Source organism: Finegoldia sp. P1-F-LS, assembly GCF_052932205.1.
This window is the reverse complement of the sequence record NZ_JBRFJH010000014.1, coordinates 13131-30567: the sequence shown is the minus strand read 5'-3', so window position 1 is coordinate 30567 and position 17437 is coordinate 13131. Positions and strand designations below refer to the sequence as shown.

The 17437-nt window shown below is 31.1% G+C and carries 22 protein-coding genes and 5 pseudogenes; 23 read left to right on the top strand and 4 right to left on the bottom strand.

What is annotated here, in order from left to right:
• The 15 genes and pseudogenes from ACU68Y_RS08660 to ACU68Y_RS08590 form a co-directional block, all read left to right on the top strand.
• Nucleotides 1-224: CD1845 family protein (locus tag ACU68Y_RS08660; protein WP_446755871.1), on the top strand; the 224-nt coding region annotated here is incomplete at its 5' end.
• 82 nt (nt 225-306) lie between these two features.
• Nucleotides 307-411: pseudogene (locus ACU68Y_RS08655) on the top strand (replication initiator protein A); the annotation flags it as partial.
• Between the two features lie 315 nt (nt 412-726).
• Nucleotides 727-942 (top strand): FeoA family protein, encoded by a 216-nt coding sequence (locus ACU68Y_RS08650; protein ID WP_035110616.1) that lies wholly within the window; start codon nt 727-729, stop codon nt 940-942.
• Nucleotides 943-945: 3 nt separating this feature from the next.
• Nucleotides 946-1188 (top strand): annotated as a pseudogene (locus tag ACU68Y_RS08645) (FeoA family protein).
• A 1-nt stretch (nt 1189) separates the two neighbouring features.
• Nucleotides 1190-1327: pseudogene (locus ACU68Y_RS08640) on the top strand (FeoB small GTPase domain-containing protein); the annotation flags it as partial.
• A gap of 59 nt (nt 1328-1386) precedes the next feature.
• On the top strand, nt 1387-1782 hold the full coding sequence (locus ACU68Y_RS08635; RefSeq protein WP_002840463.1) for a DUF4418 family protein: 396 nt from the start codon (nt 1387-1389) through the stop codon (nt 1780-1782).
• Nucleotides 1782-2459, top strand: coding sequence for an ABC transporter ATP-binding protein (locus ACU68Y_RS08630; RefSeq protein ID WP_002840460.1), 678 nt, complete (start codon nt 1782-1784; stop codon nt 2457-2459). Before ACU68Y_RS08635 ends, ACU68Y_RS08630 begins: the two co-directional genes overlap by 1 nt.
• Before the next feature lie 2 nt (nt 2460-2461).
• Entirely contained in the window at nt 2462-3799 is a 1338-nt protein-coding gene (locus ACU68Y_RS08625; protein WP_446755872.1) for an FTR1 family iron permease, read from the top strand.
• Between the two features lie 9 nt (nt 3800-3808).
• Nucleotides 3809-4474, top strand: a complete 666-nt coding sequence (locus tag ACU68Y_RS08620; RefSeq protein ID WP_002837775.1) for an iron transporter — start codon at nt 3809-3811, stop codon at nt 4472-4474.
• A 56-nt stretch (nt 4475-4530) separates the two neighbouring features.
• The gene (locus ACU68Y_RS08615) at nt 4531-5793 is read left to right on the top strand and encodes a DUF2318 domain-containing protein (RefSeq protein WP_002837774.1); all 1263 of its coding nucleotides are present in this window, start codon (nt 4531-4533) and stop codon (nt 5791-5793) included.
• 8 nt (nt 5794-5801) lie between these two features.
• Nucleotides 5802-7085, top strand: coding sequence for an ABC transporter permease (locus ACU68Y_RS08610; RefSeq protein WP_002840480.1), 1284 nt, complete (start codon nt 5802-5804; stop codon nt 7083-7085).
• Nucleotides 7075-8223: an ABC transporter permease gene (locus ACU68Y_RS08605; RefSeq protein ID WP_002837757.1), complete on the top strand. Its 1149-nt coding sequence runs from the start codon at nt 7075-7077 to the stop codon at nt 8221-8223. The genes ACU68Y_RS08610 and ACU68Y_RS08605 overlap by 11 nt, the downstream gene beginning before the upstream one ends.
• An 11-nt stretch (nt 8224-8234) precedes the next feature.
• Nucleotides 8235-8954, top strand: coding sequence for an ABC transporter ATP-binding protein (locus ACU68Y_RS08600; RefSeq protein ID WP_002837674.1), 720 nt, complete (start codon nt 8235-8237; stop codon nt 8952-8954).
• Nucleotides 8951-9376: an FMN-binding protein gene (locus tag ACU68Y_RS08595; RefSeq protein ID WP_002837716.1), complete on the top strand. Its 426-nt coding sequence runs from the start codon at nt 8951-8953 to the stop codon at nt 9374-9376. Before ACU68Y_RS08600 ends, ACU68Y_RS08595 begins: the two co-directional genes overlap by 4 nt.
• Nucleotides 9376-10578, top strand: a complete 1203-nt coding sequence (locus tag ACU68Y_RS08590; protein ID WP_446755873.1) for an ABC transporter permease — start codon at nt 9376-9378, stop codon at nt 10576-10578. Before ACU68Y_RS08595 ends, ACU68Y_RS08590 begins: the two co-directional genes overlap by 1 nt.
• Before the next feature lie 230 nt (nt 10579-10808).
• On the opposite strand, the gene ACU68Y_RS08585 is transcribed toward ACU68Y_RS08590, so the two are convergent.
• The 4 genes from ACU68Y_RS08585 to ACU68Y_RS08570 form a co-directional block, all read right to left on the bottom strand.
• Nucleotides 10809-11540, bottom strand: a complete 732-nt coding sequence (locus ACU68Y_RS08585) for an IS3 family transposase (RefSeq protein ID WP_446765336.1) — start codon at nt 11538-11540, stop codon at nt 10809-10811.
• Nucleotides 11537-11689 (bottom strand): hypothetical protein, encoded by a 153-nt coding sequence (locus ACU68Y_RS08580; RefSeq protein ID WP_446755874.1) that lies wholly within the window; start codon nt 11687-11689, stop codon nt 11537-11539. Before ACU68Y_RS08580 ends, ACU68Y_RS08585 begins: the two co-directional genes overlap by 4 nt.
• A 28-nt stretch (nt 11690-11717) precedes the next feature.
• The gene (locus ACU68Y_RS08575) at nt 11718-11987 is read right to left on the bottom strand and encodes a helix-turn-helix domain-containing protein (protein ID WP_012290720.1); all 270 of its coding nucleotides are present in this window, start codon (nt 11985-11987) and stop codon (nt 11718-11720) included.
• A gap of 770 nt (nt 11988-12757) precedes the next feature.
• Nucleotides 12758-13351: a Crp/Fnr family transcriptional regulator gene (locus ACU68Y_RS08570; RefSeq protein WP_002837989.1), complete on the bottom strand. Its 594-nt coding sequence runs from the start codon at nt 13349-13351 to the stop codon at nt 12758-12760.
• Between the two features lie 94 nt (nt 13352-13445).
• Between ACU68Y_RS08570 and ACU68Y_RS08565 the strand changes: the two genes are divergently transcribed.
• The 8 genes and pseudogenes from ACU68Y_RS08565 to ACU68Y_RS08530 all read left to right on the top strand — a co-directional run bounded on the left by ACU68Y_RS08565 (nt 13446) and on the right by ACU68Y_RS08530 (nt 17317).
• A complete protein-coding gene (locus tag ACU68Y_RS08565; RefSeq protein WP_002841854.1) occupies nt 13446-14204 on the top strand; it encodes a class I SAM-dependent methyltransferase in 759 nt (252 codons plus the stop codon).
• A 17-nt stretch (nt 14205-14221) separates the two neighbouring features.
• Nucleotides 14222-14983 carry an iron chelate uptake ABC transporter family permease subunit gene (locus ACU68Y_RS08560; RefSeq protein WP_316534927.1) on the top strand — a complete coding sequence of 254 codons (762 nt, stop codon included), beginning with the start codon at nt 14222-14224 and terminating at the stop codon, nt 14981-14983.
• A pseudogene (locus tag ACU68Y_RS08555) lies at nt 14970-15416 on the top strand (ATP-binding cassette domain-containing protein); the annotation flags it as partial. The gene ACU68Y_RS08560 and the pseudogene ACU68Y_RS08555, both read left to right, overlap by 14 nt.
• Nucleotides 15396-15746, top strand: a complete 351-nt coding sequence (locus tag ACU68Y_RS08550; RefSeq protein ID WP_446765335.1) for an AAA family ATPase — start codon at nt 15396-15398, stop codon at nt 15744-15746. The pseudogene ACU68Y_RS08555 and the gene ACU68Y_RS08550, both read left to right, overlap by 21 nt.
• Before the next feature lie 27 nt (nt 15747-15773).
• Entirely contained in the window at nt 15774-16058 is a 285-nt protein-coding gene (locus ACU68Y_RS08545; RefSeq protein ID WP_002841867.1) for a hypothetical protein, read from the top strand.
• 40 nt (nt 16059-16098) lie between these two features.
• A pseudogene (locus tag ACU68Y_RS08540) lies at nt 16099-16251 on the top strand (MobA/MobL family protein); the annotation flags it as partial.
• 138 nt (nt 16252-16389) lie between these two features.
• A complete protein-coding gene (locus ACU68Y_RS08535) occupies nt 16390-16962 on the top strand; it encodes a uracil-DNA glycosylase family protein (protein ID WP_446755875.1) in 573 nt (190 codons plus the stop codon).
• Between the two features lie 67 nt (nt 16963-17029).
• Complete coding sequence (locus ACU68Y_RS08530) at nt 17030-17317, top strand: AraC family ligand binding domain-containing protein (RefSeq protein WP_154274297.1); 288 nt, start codon at nt 17030-17032, stop codon at nt 17315-17317.
• Nucleotides 17318-17437 lie beyond the last annotated feature (120 nt).

Here is a 17437-nt window from a genome sequence, read left to right as displayed (position 1 = left end):
TAGCTTTTTTAACCTTCATATTAAGTTTGAGTACTGCGTTGTTAAGCGTAGTTTCTACTTTGATTTTTGTAATTGGATTAGCTAGCATTTTTCAAGGAGACAAGCAAATTGTAATTGAAGCACTAATCTTAGCATTTTTATTTAGTCCATTTGGATTACCTAAATTAAGTATATATGTTATTGGATTATTAGAATTATTAAACTATACAATAAAATCAATTTGAAAAAAATAAATATTAGACAATCGTAGACGATAGAAAGCAATAATTCTGTCGTCTTTTTTTATTTCAAAGAAAGGAGGTAGGGATGAATTTTGATTATTTTTATAATAGGCAATCTGAAATGTATAACTTCATTAGGTTACCTATGATATTGCTGGAAGATGGGATTTTTGAGAGCATTTCTATTAAATAAATTATTTTGAGAATAAGTTTTATTTATAAAATTACTATCTAACAAAGAATAAATGAGCCTTTTTTATTAAAGTTCTTCTATTATATAGGCCAATAAAAAAAGAAAATTATCATATACAAGGCAACATAAGAAAGATAAATTAAAAATATTCTCAATCTTAAAAATATGCCCTTTTTTAAAAAAATGGAAAATTGCTTTAAATTTTTAATTTCCTATGTTATAATAATTATGAAAGTGATAATCAAATTCATGTATTAATTTATTTTAATAAAATTAAAACTAGAAACGAGAGGTTAGATACTTAGCTTAGTAATGGCACCCTTAAATGTTAATTATAAGATTTTAAGGATTAAGTCTTTAGGAGATAGTAATGTAACTGAGTCCCACCTGGCGAATCTTGGTTTTGTCAAAGATGTAGTTATAAAAGTTCTTAATGAGAACGATAGTAATTTAATTGTATATGTTAAAGATTCAAGAGTTGCAATCGGAAAAGATATAGCGAAAAAAATATTAGTAGAGGAGATGTAAGAACTGCATACTTTAAGAGATGCAGTTGTAGGAAAATACTACATCGTTAAAAAAATCAATGGTTTTGGTCCTTTGAAAAGAAGGATAATGGACATGGGAATTATAAAAAATTCATAAATTTACATAAGGAAGGTGGCGCCACTTGGCGACCCTGTGCAAATTAATATTAGACATTATGAACTTAGCATTAGAAAAGCAGATGCTGAATTAATTGCAATTGAAGAAATAGAAAAGAAGGAGAACTAAGATGGCTATTGCTATTGCACTTGCCGGCAAGCCCAATAGTGGTAAGCCAACACTTTTTAACGGCCTCACTGGTTCCAACCAATATGTTGGTAACTGGCCAGGGGTAACTATTGAAAAAAAGACTGGTAATTATAAAAAAATAAACACGTTTTTATATTACAATGTTATTAATAAAGATAAGTAGAAAGGATGATTAAAATGAGTAGGAAGAAGATTGTAGGATATATTTCTGCTATTATAGGTTTTTTGTTAGTGTTTGCACCAAAATTTATAACACCCGTTTGTCCTCCTATGGAAAATGGGATGTTCATGAAATGCCATTGGATGGGAAATATGACTATAGGTATTGGAGCAGTCATTTTAGTATTAGCAATTATTCTTATTGTAGTTAAAGATTCAAAAATATCTTTAGGATTATCTATTTCAAATATAGCAATTGGTATTTTAGAGATACTAAACGCTCATGTACTTATTGGTGGATGCATGAAAGCCGATATGGCTTGCAGAGCAAAAACCATTCCGCTTTGCACATTGTTGTCAGGCATATTGGTTTTAGTTAATATTTATTATTGTATGAAAGAAAGAAATTCATAATGGAATCAATAATTAAAGCTGAAAATTTAAGCAAGAGTTTTAAGAGAGGTTCTAATACACTTTTTGCAGTTAAAAATGTAAACTTTACCTTGAATGAGGGAGATTTTGTCAATATAATTGGCAGAAGTGGTTCAGGGAAGTCAACTTTTTTAAATCTTTTGTCTGGTTTATTAAAGCCGACTGAAGGTAAAATTTTTGCTAAGGGCAAAGATATGAGTGATTTTTCTGATAGAGAAATTAGCAAATATAGGAATGAAATCATAGGTTTTGTGCCACAAAGTCTAGGAACACTTCCAAATTTAAATGTTTTAGAGAATGTGTCTCTTCCTTATTATCTATTTAAAAGAGATGACTCTGCTTATGAAAAAGCAGCTATGCTACTTGATGAGATGGGAATTTTGCATTTGAAAGATGATTTTCCTAAAAATTTATCTGGAGGAGAGCTAAAAAGAGTGCTGATAGCCAGATCTATGATTAATTCGCCGGAACTTTTGATTTTAGATGAGCCTACAAGTGATTTGGATAAAAACACTACTATGGAGATAATGGATTTATTAAAAAAAATAAATTCTAAAGGTACTGCACTTATTATAGTTACTCATGAGCTTGATATTTTAAAATATGGCAATACACTTTTCCAAATGGAAGATGGAAGTTTAATAAAAAAAGAGGGATAGAGATGAATTTATTAAAAAAAGGGACTAGCATTTTCGCAATGATAGTAGTCATTATTAGCCTCACTTTCACGCATGCTTTTGCAGCAGAAACAAATTATAGTAACTGGGTTGAAGTCGCTGATGCTATGTCAGAACATTTACAAAAAGCTGTGGAAGTTTACAAGCCTGGAGATAAGGATGCTAAAAAAGCAGCCACAGATGCAATCAATGTTGCTTACTTTAAGTTCTATGAAAAAATTGGATTTGAAAAAACAACTATGTCTGCAATTTCAGGTGAAAGGGGTTCAATGGTTGAACATCAATTTTACAGGGCAAAAAATTCTATCAAAGAAGATGCAAACCCAAAAGAAGTTAAAGATGAAATTGATGCACTTATAACTTATCTTCATGAGGATGCTCATACGCTTGATGGAACCTCTGGAGATTCTAAGTCCAGTGGTCAAAATCAAGAAGATGCAAACAGCCTTTCAACAGGTCAATTGTTGGGAGAGCTGCTAAAAAGATATGGCACATTTTTTGCAGTTCTTGGTCTTACACTTCGTGAAGGACTTGAAGCCATTTTAGTTGTAGCTGCTATTGCAGCATATTTATCAAAGACTAATAATAGAAATTATTTAAAAGGTGTATATATTGGAGCCTTGCTAGGCATTGTTTTTTCAGTAGTCCTAGCTGGAGTATTTAATATAATCGCCAATACAGTGGGAGAAGTTGAGTCTGGAATGGGACAAGAAATATTCGAAGGAATTGCGATGTTTCTTGCTGTTATCGTACTATTTTATGTATCCAATTGGATGCTTTCTAAATCTGAAGTTGAAGTTTGGAATAGATACATTAACAACAAAGTTGAACAATCTGTTTCCAAGGGTAATTATTTTGCCTTATCTTTCACTTCATTCTTGGCAGTAGCAAGAGAGGGTGCAGAACTTATTTTGTTTTTCCAAGGTATGAGAACAGGCATTTCTGAAAATCCTATGCATATGTGGATTGGACTTTTAGTTGCCGCCATAATACTTGCAATTGTATATTATTTAATTGCTAAAGTTTCTGTAAGGCTACCATTAAAACCATTCTTTACATTTACTTCTTGGCTAATGTTTATACTTTGCTTGTCTTTCTTAGGAAAGGGCATAGGAGAATTACAAGAAGCAGATGTAATTGGCAGAACTATAGTTCCTTGGATGAATGGATGGTCTGCTGAAGTTATAGGTATATACGATAGGTATGAAAATCTTATTCCACAAATTATTCTATTAGTAGTAACCATTGTTTCTGTTATCTATCAAAATAATAGAAACAAAAAAATTAGAGCTGAGCTTGAAGCCAGCCAAGAAAAAAAATAGGAGGGTATTATGTTAAAAAAGAAAAATTTATTTCTTGTTGTTATGACACTTGTGTTTGCATTAATGTTTACAGCTTGTGGTAAAAAAGAAGATACAAAAGCTAATAATACAGCTAAAACTTCTACAGAAGAAAAAAAACCAGCTGAAGAAAACAAGAAAGAAGCAGGAGACGCAAAAGCTGCAGCTCCAGGACAAGATAAAGGATTTGAAGAATTTCCAATTGGCGATGACCAAACTAAAGGACCTTTAGTAATCTCTGGTGTATATTTCCAACCAGTTGATATGGAACCAGCAGGAAACTCAATTCCTAAAGAAGAAGCTGACTGCCATATTGAAGCTGACATTACAGCATCAAAAGAAGGTTCAACATTAGGCTATGGTGTTGGTGATTTTGTTCCATGGTTAAAAGTAAAAGCTTATTTACAAAAGAAAGGTTCAAACCATGTTCAAGAAGTAGCTTTCATGCCAATGAACGCATCTGATGGTCCGCACTATGGTGCAAATGTTAAATTTGACGAAGGTGTTGGCGTTTATGATGTAAAATTCGAAGTATCTGCACCAGGCAATGACTACTTACTACACGTAGATAAAGAAACTGGTGTAACAGGTAGATTCTGGACAGAACCACTTGTTGCAGAATGGACTGACTTCGAATGGAACGGACCACAATGGTAAAGTTTTGAAATTTTTAATATTTTAAAGGGGAATTCAATTTCCCCTTATATGCATTTATGGGGGGTGAAATTATTTTAAAAATTTTTATTAAAGTTATAGAGGCGGGAATAGCCTTTTCTCTAATGATTTCTTTAATACTTGCCTATTATACAACTAAAGAGAGCAAATATAAAAAGTATGTTATTATAATTTCTTTAGTTTTAGGGGTAATTGCAGCAATTGTTTCAATAATTATAAGAAATATACCTAATTTTATTAATAGAACAGAATTGAATTTCTGGTCTATGGTACCCATAGTTATCTCAGTATTTTTAATATTAATTTTTATGATATTTGAAGATAAGATAAACGCTAAAATTTATGATATTTTCATTTCATCATCGGTTGTTGTTTATCTTGTAGGAATTTGTTTTTATTATTTACCGTATGTATTTAACCAATCAAACAAATTTGTATATTATGGCGAAAGTGCTGTTTCAACTATTGTACTTTTTAGGATTTTAGGCTTTGTTTTTGGGATAATCATGATGATTTTATCAGGACTTGCCATATATAAGTCTTCAGTTAAACTTGAAGGTAAAAACTTAAAGATTATTGTTTTTTTGAGCTTGATATGTTCAGGTATAAGCCAATTTAACGTCATAATTCAAAGATTTTATTCTAAAGGGATTATTCCTAGAAATGTTAACTTTTTTAGAGTTATTGCATTTATAGCTAATCACGAAAATGTGTTTTTATTTGCAACAATGTTAATTATGACAGCTATTCCAGTAATTTTATATAAGCAAAATATTAAAGTTAATGAAGATTATAGCAATAGCGCTCAGTTAAGAAAAATAAAGTATAGAATGAAGAATAAAAAACGTTGGGCAATTTTTTTCCTTGTTGTTCTATTTATTAATACTTTTTCATTAACGCTTGGAAAGGCATATGCTAATAAGGAACAGGCCCTTTCACCACCTGAAGATTATCAAACTGAAAATGGAATGATTGTTATTCCTTTAAGTAGCTTAGAGGATATGCATTTGCACAGATATTTGTATAAGGCAAAGGATGGTGCACAAATGAGATTTTTCTGCATTAAAAAATCAGGAGGTACCTATGGAGTTGTACTTGATGCCTGCGAGATATGTGGTCCATCTGGATATTTTGAAAGAGGCGATGATGTTATTTGTAAGTTGTGCGACGTTGTAATGAATAGGGGTACAATAGGTTTTAAGGGTGGATGTAACCCGATACCTTTCCCATACATTGTCCATGATAAAAAGATAAAGATTGCGCCAAAAGATCTTGACGCATTGTCTTATGTATTTAAGTAGGAGGGCTTATGTTTTGGAGAATAGTTAAAGGAGCGCTTTTTAGACAAAAGGGAAAAATGGTTCTTATTGCATTTACAGTTGCCCTTGGAGCTTCTCTTGCCACTTCAATGTTAAATACCATGCTTGGCGTTGGAGATAAAGTTAATCAAGAATTAAAGACCTATGGAGCAAATATTAATGTATTGCCGAAGGAAGCTTCCCTTCTTGATGATTTGTATGGCATGCAAGAAAAAGAGGGGCAGGTTCAAAAATATTTAAAGGAATCAGAACTTCCTAAAATTAAAACTATTTTTTGGGCTTACAATATTGTAGACTATACGCCATATCTTAACACTTGGGTTTCTTGTAATAATGATTCTAAACATACTAAGATGGTAGGAACATGGTTTAATAATCATATGAATCTGCCTACTGGAGAATCAGTTGATACTGGTATGATTAGACTTAAAAACTGGTGGGAAGTTCAAGGCAAGTGGTTATCAGAAAATGATAGCGATTCAGTTATGCTTGGAAAGATTTTTGCAGACAGAAATGGATTTAAAGTTGGTGATGAAATCCAACTAAAAAGCAATAATTTAGACAAAAAATTAAAAGTTAAGGGTATTTTCTCATCGGGTTCTGATGAAGATGCATTTATATATTCTACTTTAAAAACAGCACAAGAATTTGCTGGAGTTACTGGAGTTGTAAATAAAGTTGAAATATCAGCTCTTACTACACCAGACAATGACTTAGCAAGAAAGGCTGCCAAAAACCCACTATCTTTAACTATTAAGGAAAGGGAAGTATGGTATTGTACAGCTTATGTTTCTGCTATTTGTTATCAAATAACAGAAGTAATGACTGATTCTGTAGCTAAGCCAATTCGCCAAGTTGCAGAAAGTGAAGGAGATATTTTAAATAAGACTACTCTTCTTATGGTTTTAATTACAGTATTAACTTTGATTGGTTCAGGCTTTGGTATTTCCAATCTTATTACAGCATCTGTAATGGAAAGATCTAATGAAATTGGACTTCAAAAAGCTATAGGGGCGTCAAATGGAAGGATAATTTGCATAATTCTTGTGGAAATAATTTTGACAGCGATATTTGGAACAGTTATAGGTTACGGTGTTGGTCTGCTACTTACTCAGATTATTGGTCTAACAGTTTTCGGCTCAGCAATAGCTCCAACAGCTATGGTAGTTCCTATTGTAGCAATACTTATTATTCTTGTTACAATATTGGGGTCAATACCAGCTATAAGATACCTTTTGAATTTAAATCCAACGGAGGTACTACATGGCAGATAAACAAAGTAAAAATAAATTTTACTTAAAAATGATAATGACTTCCTTGGCAAGGAGACGTGCAAGAATGTTAACAGCACTACTTGCTATAGCTATGGGAGCAACAATTATTTCAGGACTTGTTACTATTTACTATGATATTCCTAGACAAATGGGTAAGGAGTTTAGGTCTTATGGTGCAAATATGTTGGTAATTCCCACTAACCCTGATAAAAAAATTACCAATGAACAGTTAGATGAAGTTAAATCGTTAATTCCTTCAGGAAAGCTTGTCGGTCAGGCACCCTATATTTATACAAATGCAAAAATTAATGAACAACCTTATATGCTTGCAGGTACAGATTTAAAGGGAGCGAAAGAAAATTCTCCATACTGGCTTATTGACGGTTCATGGCCTGAAAAATCGAGAGAAGTTTTAATAGGTAATGAAGTTTCAAAGGCTTTGGAATTAAAAGAGGGAGATAAAATTATTATAAATACTCCCAAAGTTCATGGAGAAGGTTCTATAAATACTAATTTTGTTGTTTCAGGAGTTGTGACAACAGGTGGTAAAGAAGAAGAACTTATTTTTATGAGTATTGATGATATTTCAAAGCTTGTTAAAGACAAAAATTTTGATGTCGTAGAATATTCAATAGAAACTGAACAAAATGAACTTTCAAAAATAGTATCAAATATTTCAAAAAAGGATGGATCTCTAACTCCACAAATGGTAAAAAGAGTTACCGCCTCACAAGATATAGTTTTGAACAAATTACAAGCTCTTGTCTTCATTGTAACGATAATAGTATTATTCATAATGATGATATGTGTATCCACAACAATGATGGCTGTTGTAACTGAAAGGCGTAAAGAAATAGGTCTTAAGAAAGCTTTGGGTGCCACAAATTCCTCAGTAATTGTTGACTTTTTAGGTGAAGGAGCATTTTTGGGGGTTTTTGGTGGACTTTTAGGTGTTGCATTAGGATATATATTTGCCAATAGAGTAAGTATTTCGGTATTTGCTAGAAAGGTAAGTTTCTTGCCTCTTTTAGTACCTATGACAATTATTGTATGTATAGTAATAACTATAGTTGCATCTTTAATACCAGTATCTAAAACTGTTGATATTGATCCAGCTTTAGTGCTTCGTGGAGAATAGAAAGGAATTTTATGGATATATTAAAACTAGTAGATGTTTCAAAAATTTATGGTGAACTTAAAGCCCTTGACAAAATCAATTTAAGTGTAGAAAAGGGCGAATGGATTTCTATAATGGGTCCATCAGGTTCTGGTAAAACAACAATGATGAATATTATTGGCGCCATGGATAAACCTTCACTTGGCGAAGTTATTCTGGATGGTGAAGATATAGCAAAAAAATCGCCTAAGGAACTAACAGTTATTAGAAGGGATAAGATAGGACTTATTTTCCAACAATTTCATTTAGTTAATTATTTAAGTGCTTTGGAAAATGTAATGATGTCACAATATTATCATTCTATGCCAGATGCACAAGAAGCAATGGAAGCTTTGGCTGCAGTAGGTCTTGCTGATAGAGCCAAGCACTTACCCAACCAATTATCAGGTGGGGAACAACAAAGAGTGTGCATAGCTAGAGCTCTTATTAATCATCCTACAATTCTTTTAGCCGATGAGCCCACAGGAAATTTGGATGAAAAGAATGAATATATAGTTCTTGACATATTTGAAAAACTTCACAATGCAGGATCAACAATTATTGTTGTAACTCACGACCCTGAAGTCGGCGAAGAATCTGAAAGAATGATAACTCTTGAACATGGTAAAATTTCAAAAGAAGAAAAAATGAAAAGAAAAAGACCGGTTCTTGATTCTGTAAAAAAAGATGCAAAACTTAAGGAGTTTATATGAGAAAAATTTTAAATGTATTAATAATTTTTTCTTTGGGGCTTGTCTTAGTTGCTTGTGGAGCAGATAAAAAAGAAGAAGCCCTAAGTGTAAGCTATAAAGACGGCACATATCATGGAGAATCTGCCAAAGATGAAAGAGGCGGACTTGTAAAGGTGGATATAAGTGTTAAAGACAATAAGATTGAATCTTGTACAATGCAAAACATTGATGGAGATGGAAAAGAAAAGGATGAATCTTATGGTCAAAGCCAAAATGAAGGACTATATAAGATAGCCCAACAAGCTATAAATCTTGCAAAGTCATATCCAGATAGATTAGTGGAAAAAGGAAATCCTGAAGGAGTGGATGTTATTTCGGGGGCAACACAAACTTACAAGCAATTTATAGAAGCTTGCAATAATGCTCTTGATGGTGCAAAATAATGAAAGATTTATACACAATTAATTTAGCAAAAAAGAATATAAAAAATAAAAAGGCAAGGTCAATTACCTTGATTTTACTTGTAGGAATTTTAACTTTTATTTTATTCATGTCATCATTTATAATTTTTTCTCTTAAAAACGGCATGAAATCTCTATCAGATAGGATGGGAGCAGACATTATAGTAGTCCCAGAAGGTTATGATTCCAAAATTACAGGTGCAATATTAAGGGGAGAACCTAATACATTTTTTTTTGACAAGGATATATTAAATAGAGTAAAAAAAATACCAGGAGTTGAAAAAGCCTATGGTCAAGTTTATCTATCTACACTTTCTGCTGGATGCTGTTCTTTTCCCATTCAAGTTATAGGAATTGACTTTTCTGATGACTTTAGCGTTAAACCTTGGCTTGAAAAACAGATTAAAACTCCAATTAAAGCTGGGCAAGTTGTTGTAGGTGCTAACATTGTGGGGACTATTAATCATAAGGTTAAATTTTTTAATCAAGAATTTGAGATAAAAGGTAGGCTTGCAAAAACTGGCATGGGTTTTGATAATTCAGTTTTTATGACAATAGAAGAAACTCATAGATTAGCCAAGGAATATGAAAAGATAATTAATCATCCGGTGGCAAAAAAAGATGATATATCTTCTATTTTAGTAAAAGTTGAAAAAAACAAAGATCCAAAAACAATTCAAAAACTTATTAAGGAAGAATTTAAAAAAGAAAAAGTGTATCCTTTATTGCCAAAAAAAATAATGACAGAAGTTTCAGATTCAGCAAAAAACATGCTTGTATATGTGTATATATTGATAGCTTTGATTTGGATACTAGCTTTCTTTATTTTAAGTCTTGTAAATACCTTATCAGTTAAGGAAAGGAAAAGAGAATTTGCAACCATAAGGATATTAGGAGCAACAAAGAAAAAACTCAGTGAAGTAGTTCTTATTGAATCTATGCTAATTAATGGAACAGGTGCAGTCATAGGTTCTGTGCTTTCCTTTGTTTTAAGTATAACTTTCAATAATATATTTTCATCACTTTTGAAAATGCCTTTTTTAAGACCGAATATATTCCTTATGATTTTAATGTTAATAATAGTAATAATTTTGGGAACCTTGTTAGGTCCAATATCTTCAATTATTGCTATTAATAAAATAAATAAAGTAGAATTATTATTGATGCAAAGAGATAATGATTAAAATAGGCTATTTGTCAAATTTTGGGGAGACTTGTTAACTCGAGTCTCTCTTTTCATTTAAAAATCAATACTTAAACGCTAATAAAAGGTCAAAAATAAAATAACTAAAAAACCATTAAAAATAAAGATAGCAAGAAGGTGACCCCAAAAAGTTGGATTTTATACCAGAGACATCTAGAAATATTTGTCTCTGGTTTTTTGTCCTCATATTTCCCCTAGGGGAAATCGCAGCTAAGCTGCATTCAATTTCCTATATTCAACTGGACTTAAATATCCAAGTTTTTCTTTTATTCTATCTTCATTGTAATATTTTATATATTCTTCTATTGTATTTTTTAGTTCGTCAAATGATTTAAACGTTCTACCATAGTAAATTTCTTGTTTTAATATTCCAAAGAAATTTTCCATAGGGGAATTATCCAAGCAATTTCCTTTTCTTGACATACTCTGCAAAATTCCATCACTTTCTAACCTATTAGTATATTGTTTTAATTGATACGCCCAGCCTTGATCCGAATGAAAGATTCTTTTATATTTGCAGTCTGAAGTCTTTTCTATCGCTTCTTCAAGAGGCCTTATTATTGCCTCTAATGATGGTGAAGTTGTTATTGAATAGCTAATGATTTCTCCATTAAACATATCCAAGAAAGGATTTAAGTAAAGTTTTTTTACTTGCATATTCCCAGATTTATCTGTTTCATAGTATTTAAATTCACTTGTATCTGTTGTGATTTTTTGATGTACTACAGAAGTGTTAAATCTTCTTTTTATCCTATTTTGTGCTACTTTACCCACTGTTGCCTTGTATGAGTAATATTTTCTTGATTTACGTGCAAAATTTCTAACTTGAAGCTTTAGTTTTTGTACCAGTCTTTGAACTTTTTTCTTGTTTATTACAAGACCAATTCTTCTAAGCATTGCATGTATTCTTCTGTATCCATAGTTTGGATTATCTTTTCTTATTTTCTTGATTTGATTCTCAAAGGCTTCATCTTTATTTTTCTGTCAAATCTTTTTTTCCAATACATGTATGTTGACTTAGGGAATTTTAAATAGCTAAGCAAATCTTTTAATAGATATTTTTCTCTTAATGAGTCAATTATTCGAGCCATTCTCTCATTTTCTGATCTTCCTCGTCCTCTAATTCCATCTTTTTTTTAGAAAATCTATTTCCATTTGTGCCCAGTAAAGCTTATCTTTTAGTTCAGCAATTTCATCTATTTCTTCCTTATAATATTCTTTCTTTACTTGTTCGTTATTTTTATTTTTATCTTTAGTCATGCTTGAAGGTCTTCCTCTCTTTTTAGGTCTAAGTCCATCAAGTCCTTGATTTCTAAAATCAATTACCCATCTAGCAATGATTGCTGGATTATTAATCTTAAATTGATTAGAAAGTTCTTGATAGGACATTTCTCCTGTTAAGTACAACTTTACTACATTTTTCTTAAATTCGAAAGAGTAGCTATTAATTTTTCTAGAAATTTTTAAGCCTTCATATCCTTGTGTTTTGTATGAATTAACCCATCTTCTGACTACTGAATGATCACTAAGTCCATATTAATCAGTTAAATATTTATATCCTCCTTCTTTATTTAAGTATTCTTGTACTATTTTCATCTTAAATTCTGTACTATATTTTTTCATGAAAAAACTGACCTCCTCTAAGTTGGTTTTGGGTCCAACTTTTTGGGGTCAGTTCATTATGAAACTGGGGTTTGTTATAAATCACAGTTTAATTTTTACAATTTCATTAGTAGAATTATTAAACTATATAATAAAATCAATTTAAAGAAAATTAATTATTAGATGATATCAGACGATAGATATTAAAAACTCTATTGTCTTTTTTATTTGGAAGAACAAAAAATATTAGAAATGTCAATAAATTTACTGCCATGCAGATAATAGCAGCTTATTCATGTGTGAGAGTTTTAGCTGAAACCTTAGTAGGACTTCCCGTTTATTTATATAAAACAGGCTTATCATTTGAAGCAGATAGGATACCAAAAGATAGAAATTTTCAAGGGTAAAAGTCTAGGAAAAAGAACCTAATTCATTATGGAGATTTGTTTGTTATACAGCTAAAAATATCATTTGAGTTTAAAATGAGATCCGTATTCTCTTAGGACTGATTTTTTGTAATTTTTGTTTATATTTAATTAGTCTTATGAGTAATACTTTTATATTAATCCCTCTTTTTTCATAAGAGATAACTCTCTTGAAAGAGCAGGCCTATTACAAGCTAAAAATTTAGCTAAGTCCTCTCTGGATAATTTATTTGAAAATAGGTAATCTTTTCCATACCTATCTATATACATATTAATTTTTTCCCTAATCTTAGGCTTAGAATATATATCTAATTTGTAAGTTAAGTATGAAATTTGCTCATCATACAATTTTATAATATTTTCCATAAAAATCGGTCTGATTGAACAAGACCTTTTATTTTCTTCAAAGATTTTGCTAACATCAAGTGCTAAAACTTCAGAATCTTTTTTTGCGACTATGAGTCTATCAGCTAGGGAAGAAAAATTTAAAGAAAAAGAATCTGAAGTCTCATAAATTCTATCTATAATTTCTTTATCATCATCTATTGTAGATAGATCAATTCTTCCCTTTAAAACTATACCTGCCTTAAATCCCTTAGAAAAATCATATAGGTATCCGCCTTTACTAAAAACTAAGATTTTATGATCAATACAAGAAAGTATGTGGTGTATAGTACTTTCGTCTAAACCATAAAATAATTTACTTTTCACAATAATTTTTTCCATAAAATCCTTTCTTGTTGCTTTAGCAACTGCAATAAAAATTATCCATGATATAATTATAAATGTAATGATAATTATTATCAAGGAGGAAGATAAAATGGAAAAAAATAAAATTGTTTTTGGACATGATTTTTTAAAGATGCTTGGAAGAACAAGACTCAGACCAGGCGGCGGTATTATGACTGATTGGTTGCTTGATCAGGTACAGATAGATAAAGATATGCAAGTTTTGGAAGTTGCTTGCAATAGAGGAGATAACCTAATAAGAGTTTATACGAAATATAAATGCAAAGTAATAGGTATAGACAATGACCAAGTTGTCATAGATCAAGCCCTAGAGAATATAAAGCTTTTAGGCTTAGAAAAAGAAATTGAAGTTATGAATATAGATGCCTTAAAGTTGGATTTTGAGGATGAAACATTTGACTTAATAATTAATGAGGCAATGCTCACCATGCTTCCAAATGAAGAAAAAGCAAAGGCTCTTAAAAATTATCACAGGGTTTTAAAAAAGGGCGGCTATTTATTAACTCATGATGTAGCAGTAGAAAATGAAAGCGAAGATATAAGAAGGCAACTTTCGAAATTTACAAACATGAATGTGTATCCTCTAACCGTAGAAAATTGGAACAAGCTATTTATAGAAAATTCTTTTAGACCTTTTTCACAAAGGACTGGTAGGATGCTTCTCTTAGACAGGGATACGATCATAAAAGATGAGGGGCCAGTAGGGGCTGCAAATTTTTATAAAAATGCTTATTCAGAAGAAAATAGGGATAGATTTGTAAAAATGTTAGAGAGGTCTAAAAATACAAAAATTTCTTATGTAGTTTTAGCAAGTAAAAAGGAGGATTAGATGAAAGTTATAAAAAAATATCACTAATTTTATGTCTGACAGTGCTTGTCTTATCAGGTATAACTGCTTGTGGCAATACAAAAACTGAACAAAAATCAGAAAGCAAGGAAATGACTCAAGCTGAGAAAAAGGAAGAAACTAAGGATAAAAATAAAAAAGTTAGGACAATTACAGATCATGCAGGTAATGAGGTAGAAGTTCCAGAGAAAGTTGAAATAATAGTAATAGATCAGATACCTATTTTATCTACCTATATGGCTTATCATCATGGAAAGGCTCCATACATCGTAGGATATGCTGGTTCACTAAAGCAAGTAATTTCAAATACAGTTTTAAAGGATATAGCTCCAGAGCTTCTTGATAGCCAAAATACAGTTCAAGCTCAATCTGACATTAATATTGAGGAAATAATGAAGCTTAAACCAGATGTTATTTTTTTCAATGCTTGGAATAAAGAACTCTATGAAACTCTTAAAAAGACAGGGATTCCGTGTGTAGGATTTGCTACAGTTGGCACAAATGGACCAGCTATATCAATGTGTGGGCAAGTCGGATGGATTGGTTTGATAATTCCTCACATGGCAAGGATGATTGTGGGAGCTAATAATACTCTTACTCTACCTTTTAGCATATCTTTAGGAGCAAGTCTTATGGTACTAATAGAAGCTTTATCAAGAACGGTTTCTGTAATAGAACTACCTATTTCAGTTCTTACGGCAATAATTGGAGCTCCAATTTTTATAAGCCTAATTAGAAAAACTGGGGGTGGGTTCAATTAAATTAGAAGTAAAAAATGCAGGATTTTATTATGATAAAAATCATGAATTATTTAAGAATTTATCTTTTAGTCTGGCTCAAGGTCAGGTTTTATCTATCTTAGGGCCCAATGGTGTTGGTAAGACTAGCCTTATAAGATGGATATGTGATTTTGAAAAATAGAAACTAGTAAATAGTTTTATGGATGAAAAAGATATTACAAGTTTTAATAGAAGAAACTTATGGCACAAGATATCATATGTTCCTCAAAAAAGATCATTTTCTTTTGAATATTCTGGAATTGATATGGTAGTGTTAGGGTTTTCTAGTAAACTTACACCATTTGCAAAACCAGGTGCTAGAGAATATAAGAAGGCAAATGATATTATGAAAAGCTTAGCTATAGAAAACCTTAAAGACAAGTCATGTTCTGTGATGAGTGGAGGAGAACTTCAGATGGTTCTAATAGCCAGAGCCTTAATATCAGACCCAAGCTTAATCATATTAGATGAGCCAGAAAGTGGTCTTGATTTTAAAAATCAGCTTAAAATAATTTCATTAATCAAAAAACTATCCAAGGTAGACAATATTAGTGTTATTATAAATACTCATTACCCAGCCCATGCTCTTGAAATATCGGATAAATGTTTGATGTTAATGGGAAATGCTAGACATAAAATAGGCAAAACTTCTGATATTATCTGCAAGGAAAATATGAAAGAAGCATTTGGCGTAGAGGTTATACTTGAAAAAATAAAAAATATGAGAAAGAATATGAGTCTGTAATACCAATTAGGATAGTAGGAGATTAAAATGAAAAATATCAGTAAGGGAAAAACATTTACACCAGAAGAGGTCATGCCTATAAAAGAAAATCAAACTATAAGCAAGAAACTCTTAGATTTATGTGATTGTCATATTTTACTTATGAGTCTTGACCAAAACACGGATATTTCCCTTGAGTTTTATGCTGAAGAAAGAATATATCTTGTTTTAAAAGGCGAGATTAACATTAATAATGAAAAACTTATAAATAATGAATTAATACTTTTTGAAAAAAACAGGATTTTTGACATAGGAGCAAGGGAAAAAAGATAAAATAGACGATACAGAAGAAAGATTAAGGCAAATAAAAAATCAAGAAAAAAATTCTAATGCACAACTAGCAAGATAATTTATAATAGGACTAACAAAAGAATTATCTTTAGGTGAAAATAAAAACCTAGTCGAAAGATTTATAAAAGAAAATCTAACATCACAAGGAATGATAGTAGATTATGCAATTCATGATTAGAGTCAAGATAAAAATGGGTAATAATCTAATGTAGGTTAAAATTTTTACTAGGCTAAGAATAGATTTTTTAAGAAAATTGTTACTCGTCCTAAAGCTTGGTAAGGTTCTAATTCTAATGAAAGTGATGACAAAATTATGAAAGAAAAACTCATTATTAAAAAATTAAGAGAAGATCGCAGGAATGAAATCTACACAAATAGAGGAATTAACCCAATATTCCAGCTAAATCCAAAATCAAAAATTTTGATAATTGGGCAAGCTCCTGGGGGAAAGGTTGAAGAAACTGGTATTTTATTTAATGATAAGAGTGGGGAAAATCTTGTCAAATGGTTGGGGATATCGGAAGACATCCTCCATAATGAAGATTTTTCTATAATTCCAATGGATTTTTATTATCCTGGAAAGGGAAAATCTGGCGATAAGGATCCTAGATCTTTTATTGCAGAAGAATACCATCCACTATTATTAAATGAATTGAAGGATATAAAGTTAACCATTTTGATAGGAGCCTATGCTCAAAAGTTTTATTTGAAGGATAAATTTAAGAAAAATTTAACTGAAACAGTAAAATCTTACAAAGAATTTTTGCCAGAATATTTCCCAATAGTCCACCCAAGTCCACTAAACAACAGGTGGATATCAAAAAATCCTTTTTTTAGAGAGGAGGTTTTGCCTGACTTAAAGAAAATTGTAAAAAAGCTGAGATAAATTGTGTTTGTAAAAATTTATTGTATATCATTTTTTATGGTAATGGTCATCAACAAGGAGAGAAAATATGAAAAAAATAAGTGCGAATATTTTAAACGGCAAATTTGAGCATTTGGTGGATGAGGATAATTTACAAATAACCCATCTACAAATCAAAAAGGGCGAAGAAATACCAAGTCACAAGTCAGATAAAAGTGTAGTAGTTGTAATTTATAACGGCAAGGTAGATTTTAAGGGAGAGAACGGAAACCAGATAATAATCCCAGGTGATATAATCACAATGGATCCTAATGAAATCCATGCTCTTAAGGCTCTTGAGGATAGCGATTTGATGGTTATAAAAGTAAAAATTTAAGAATATATTTAGCTAATATAGGCAGGTGGTTATTTTATCAACCTGCCTTTAATTGTGCACTTAAGTGTGTTGATCGAACGAAGTGAGAGAAACAAAAAAACCACCGGCTAAGCTGGTGGT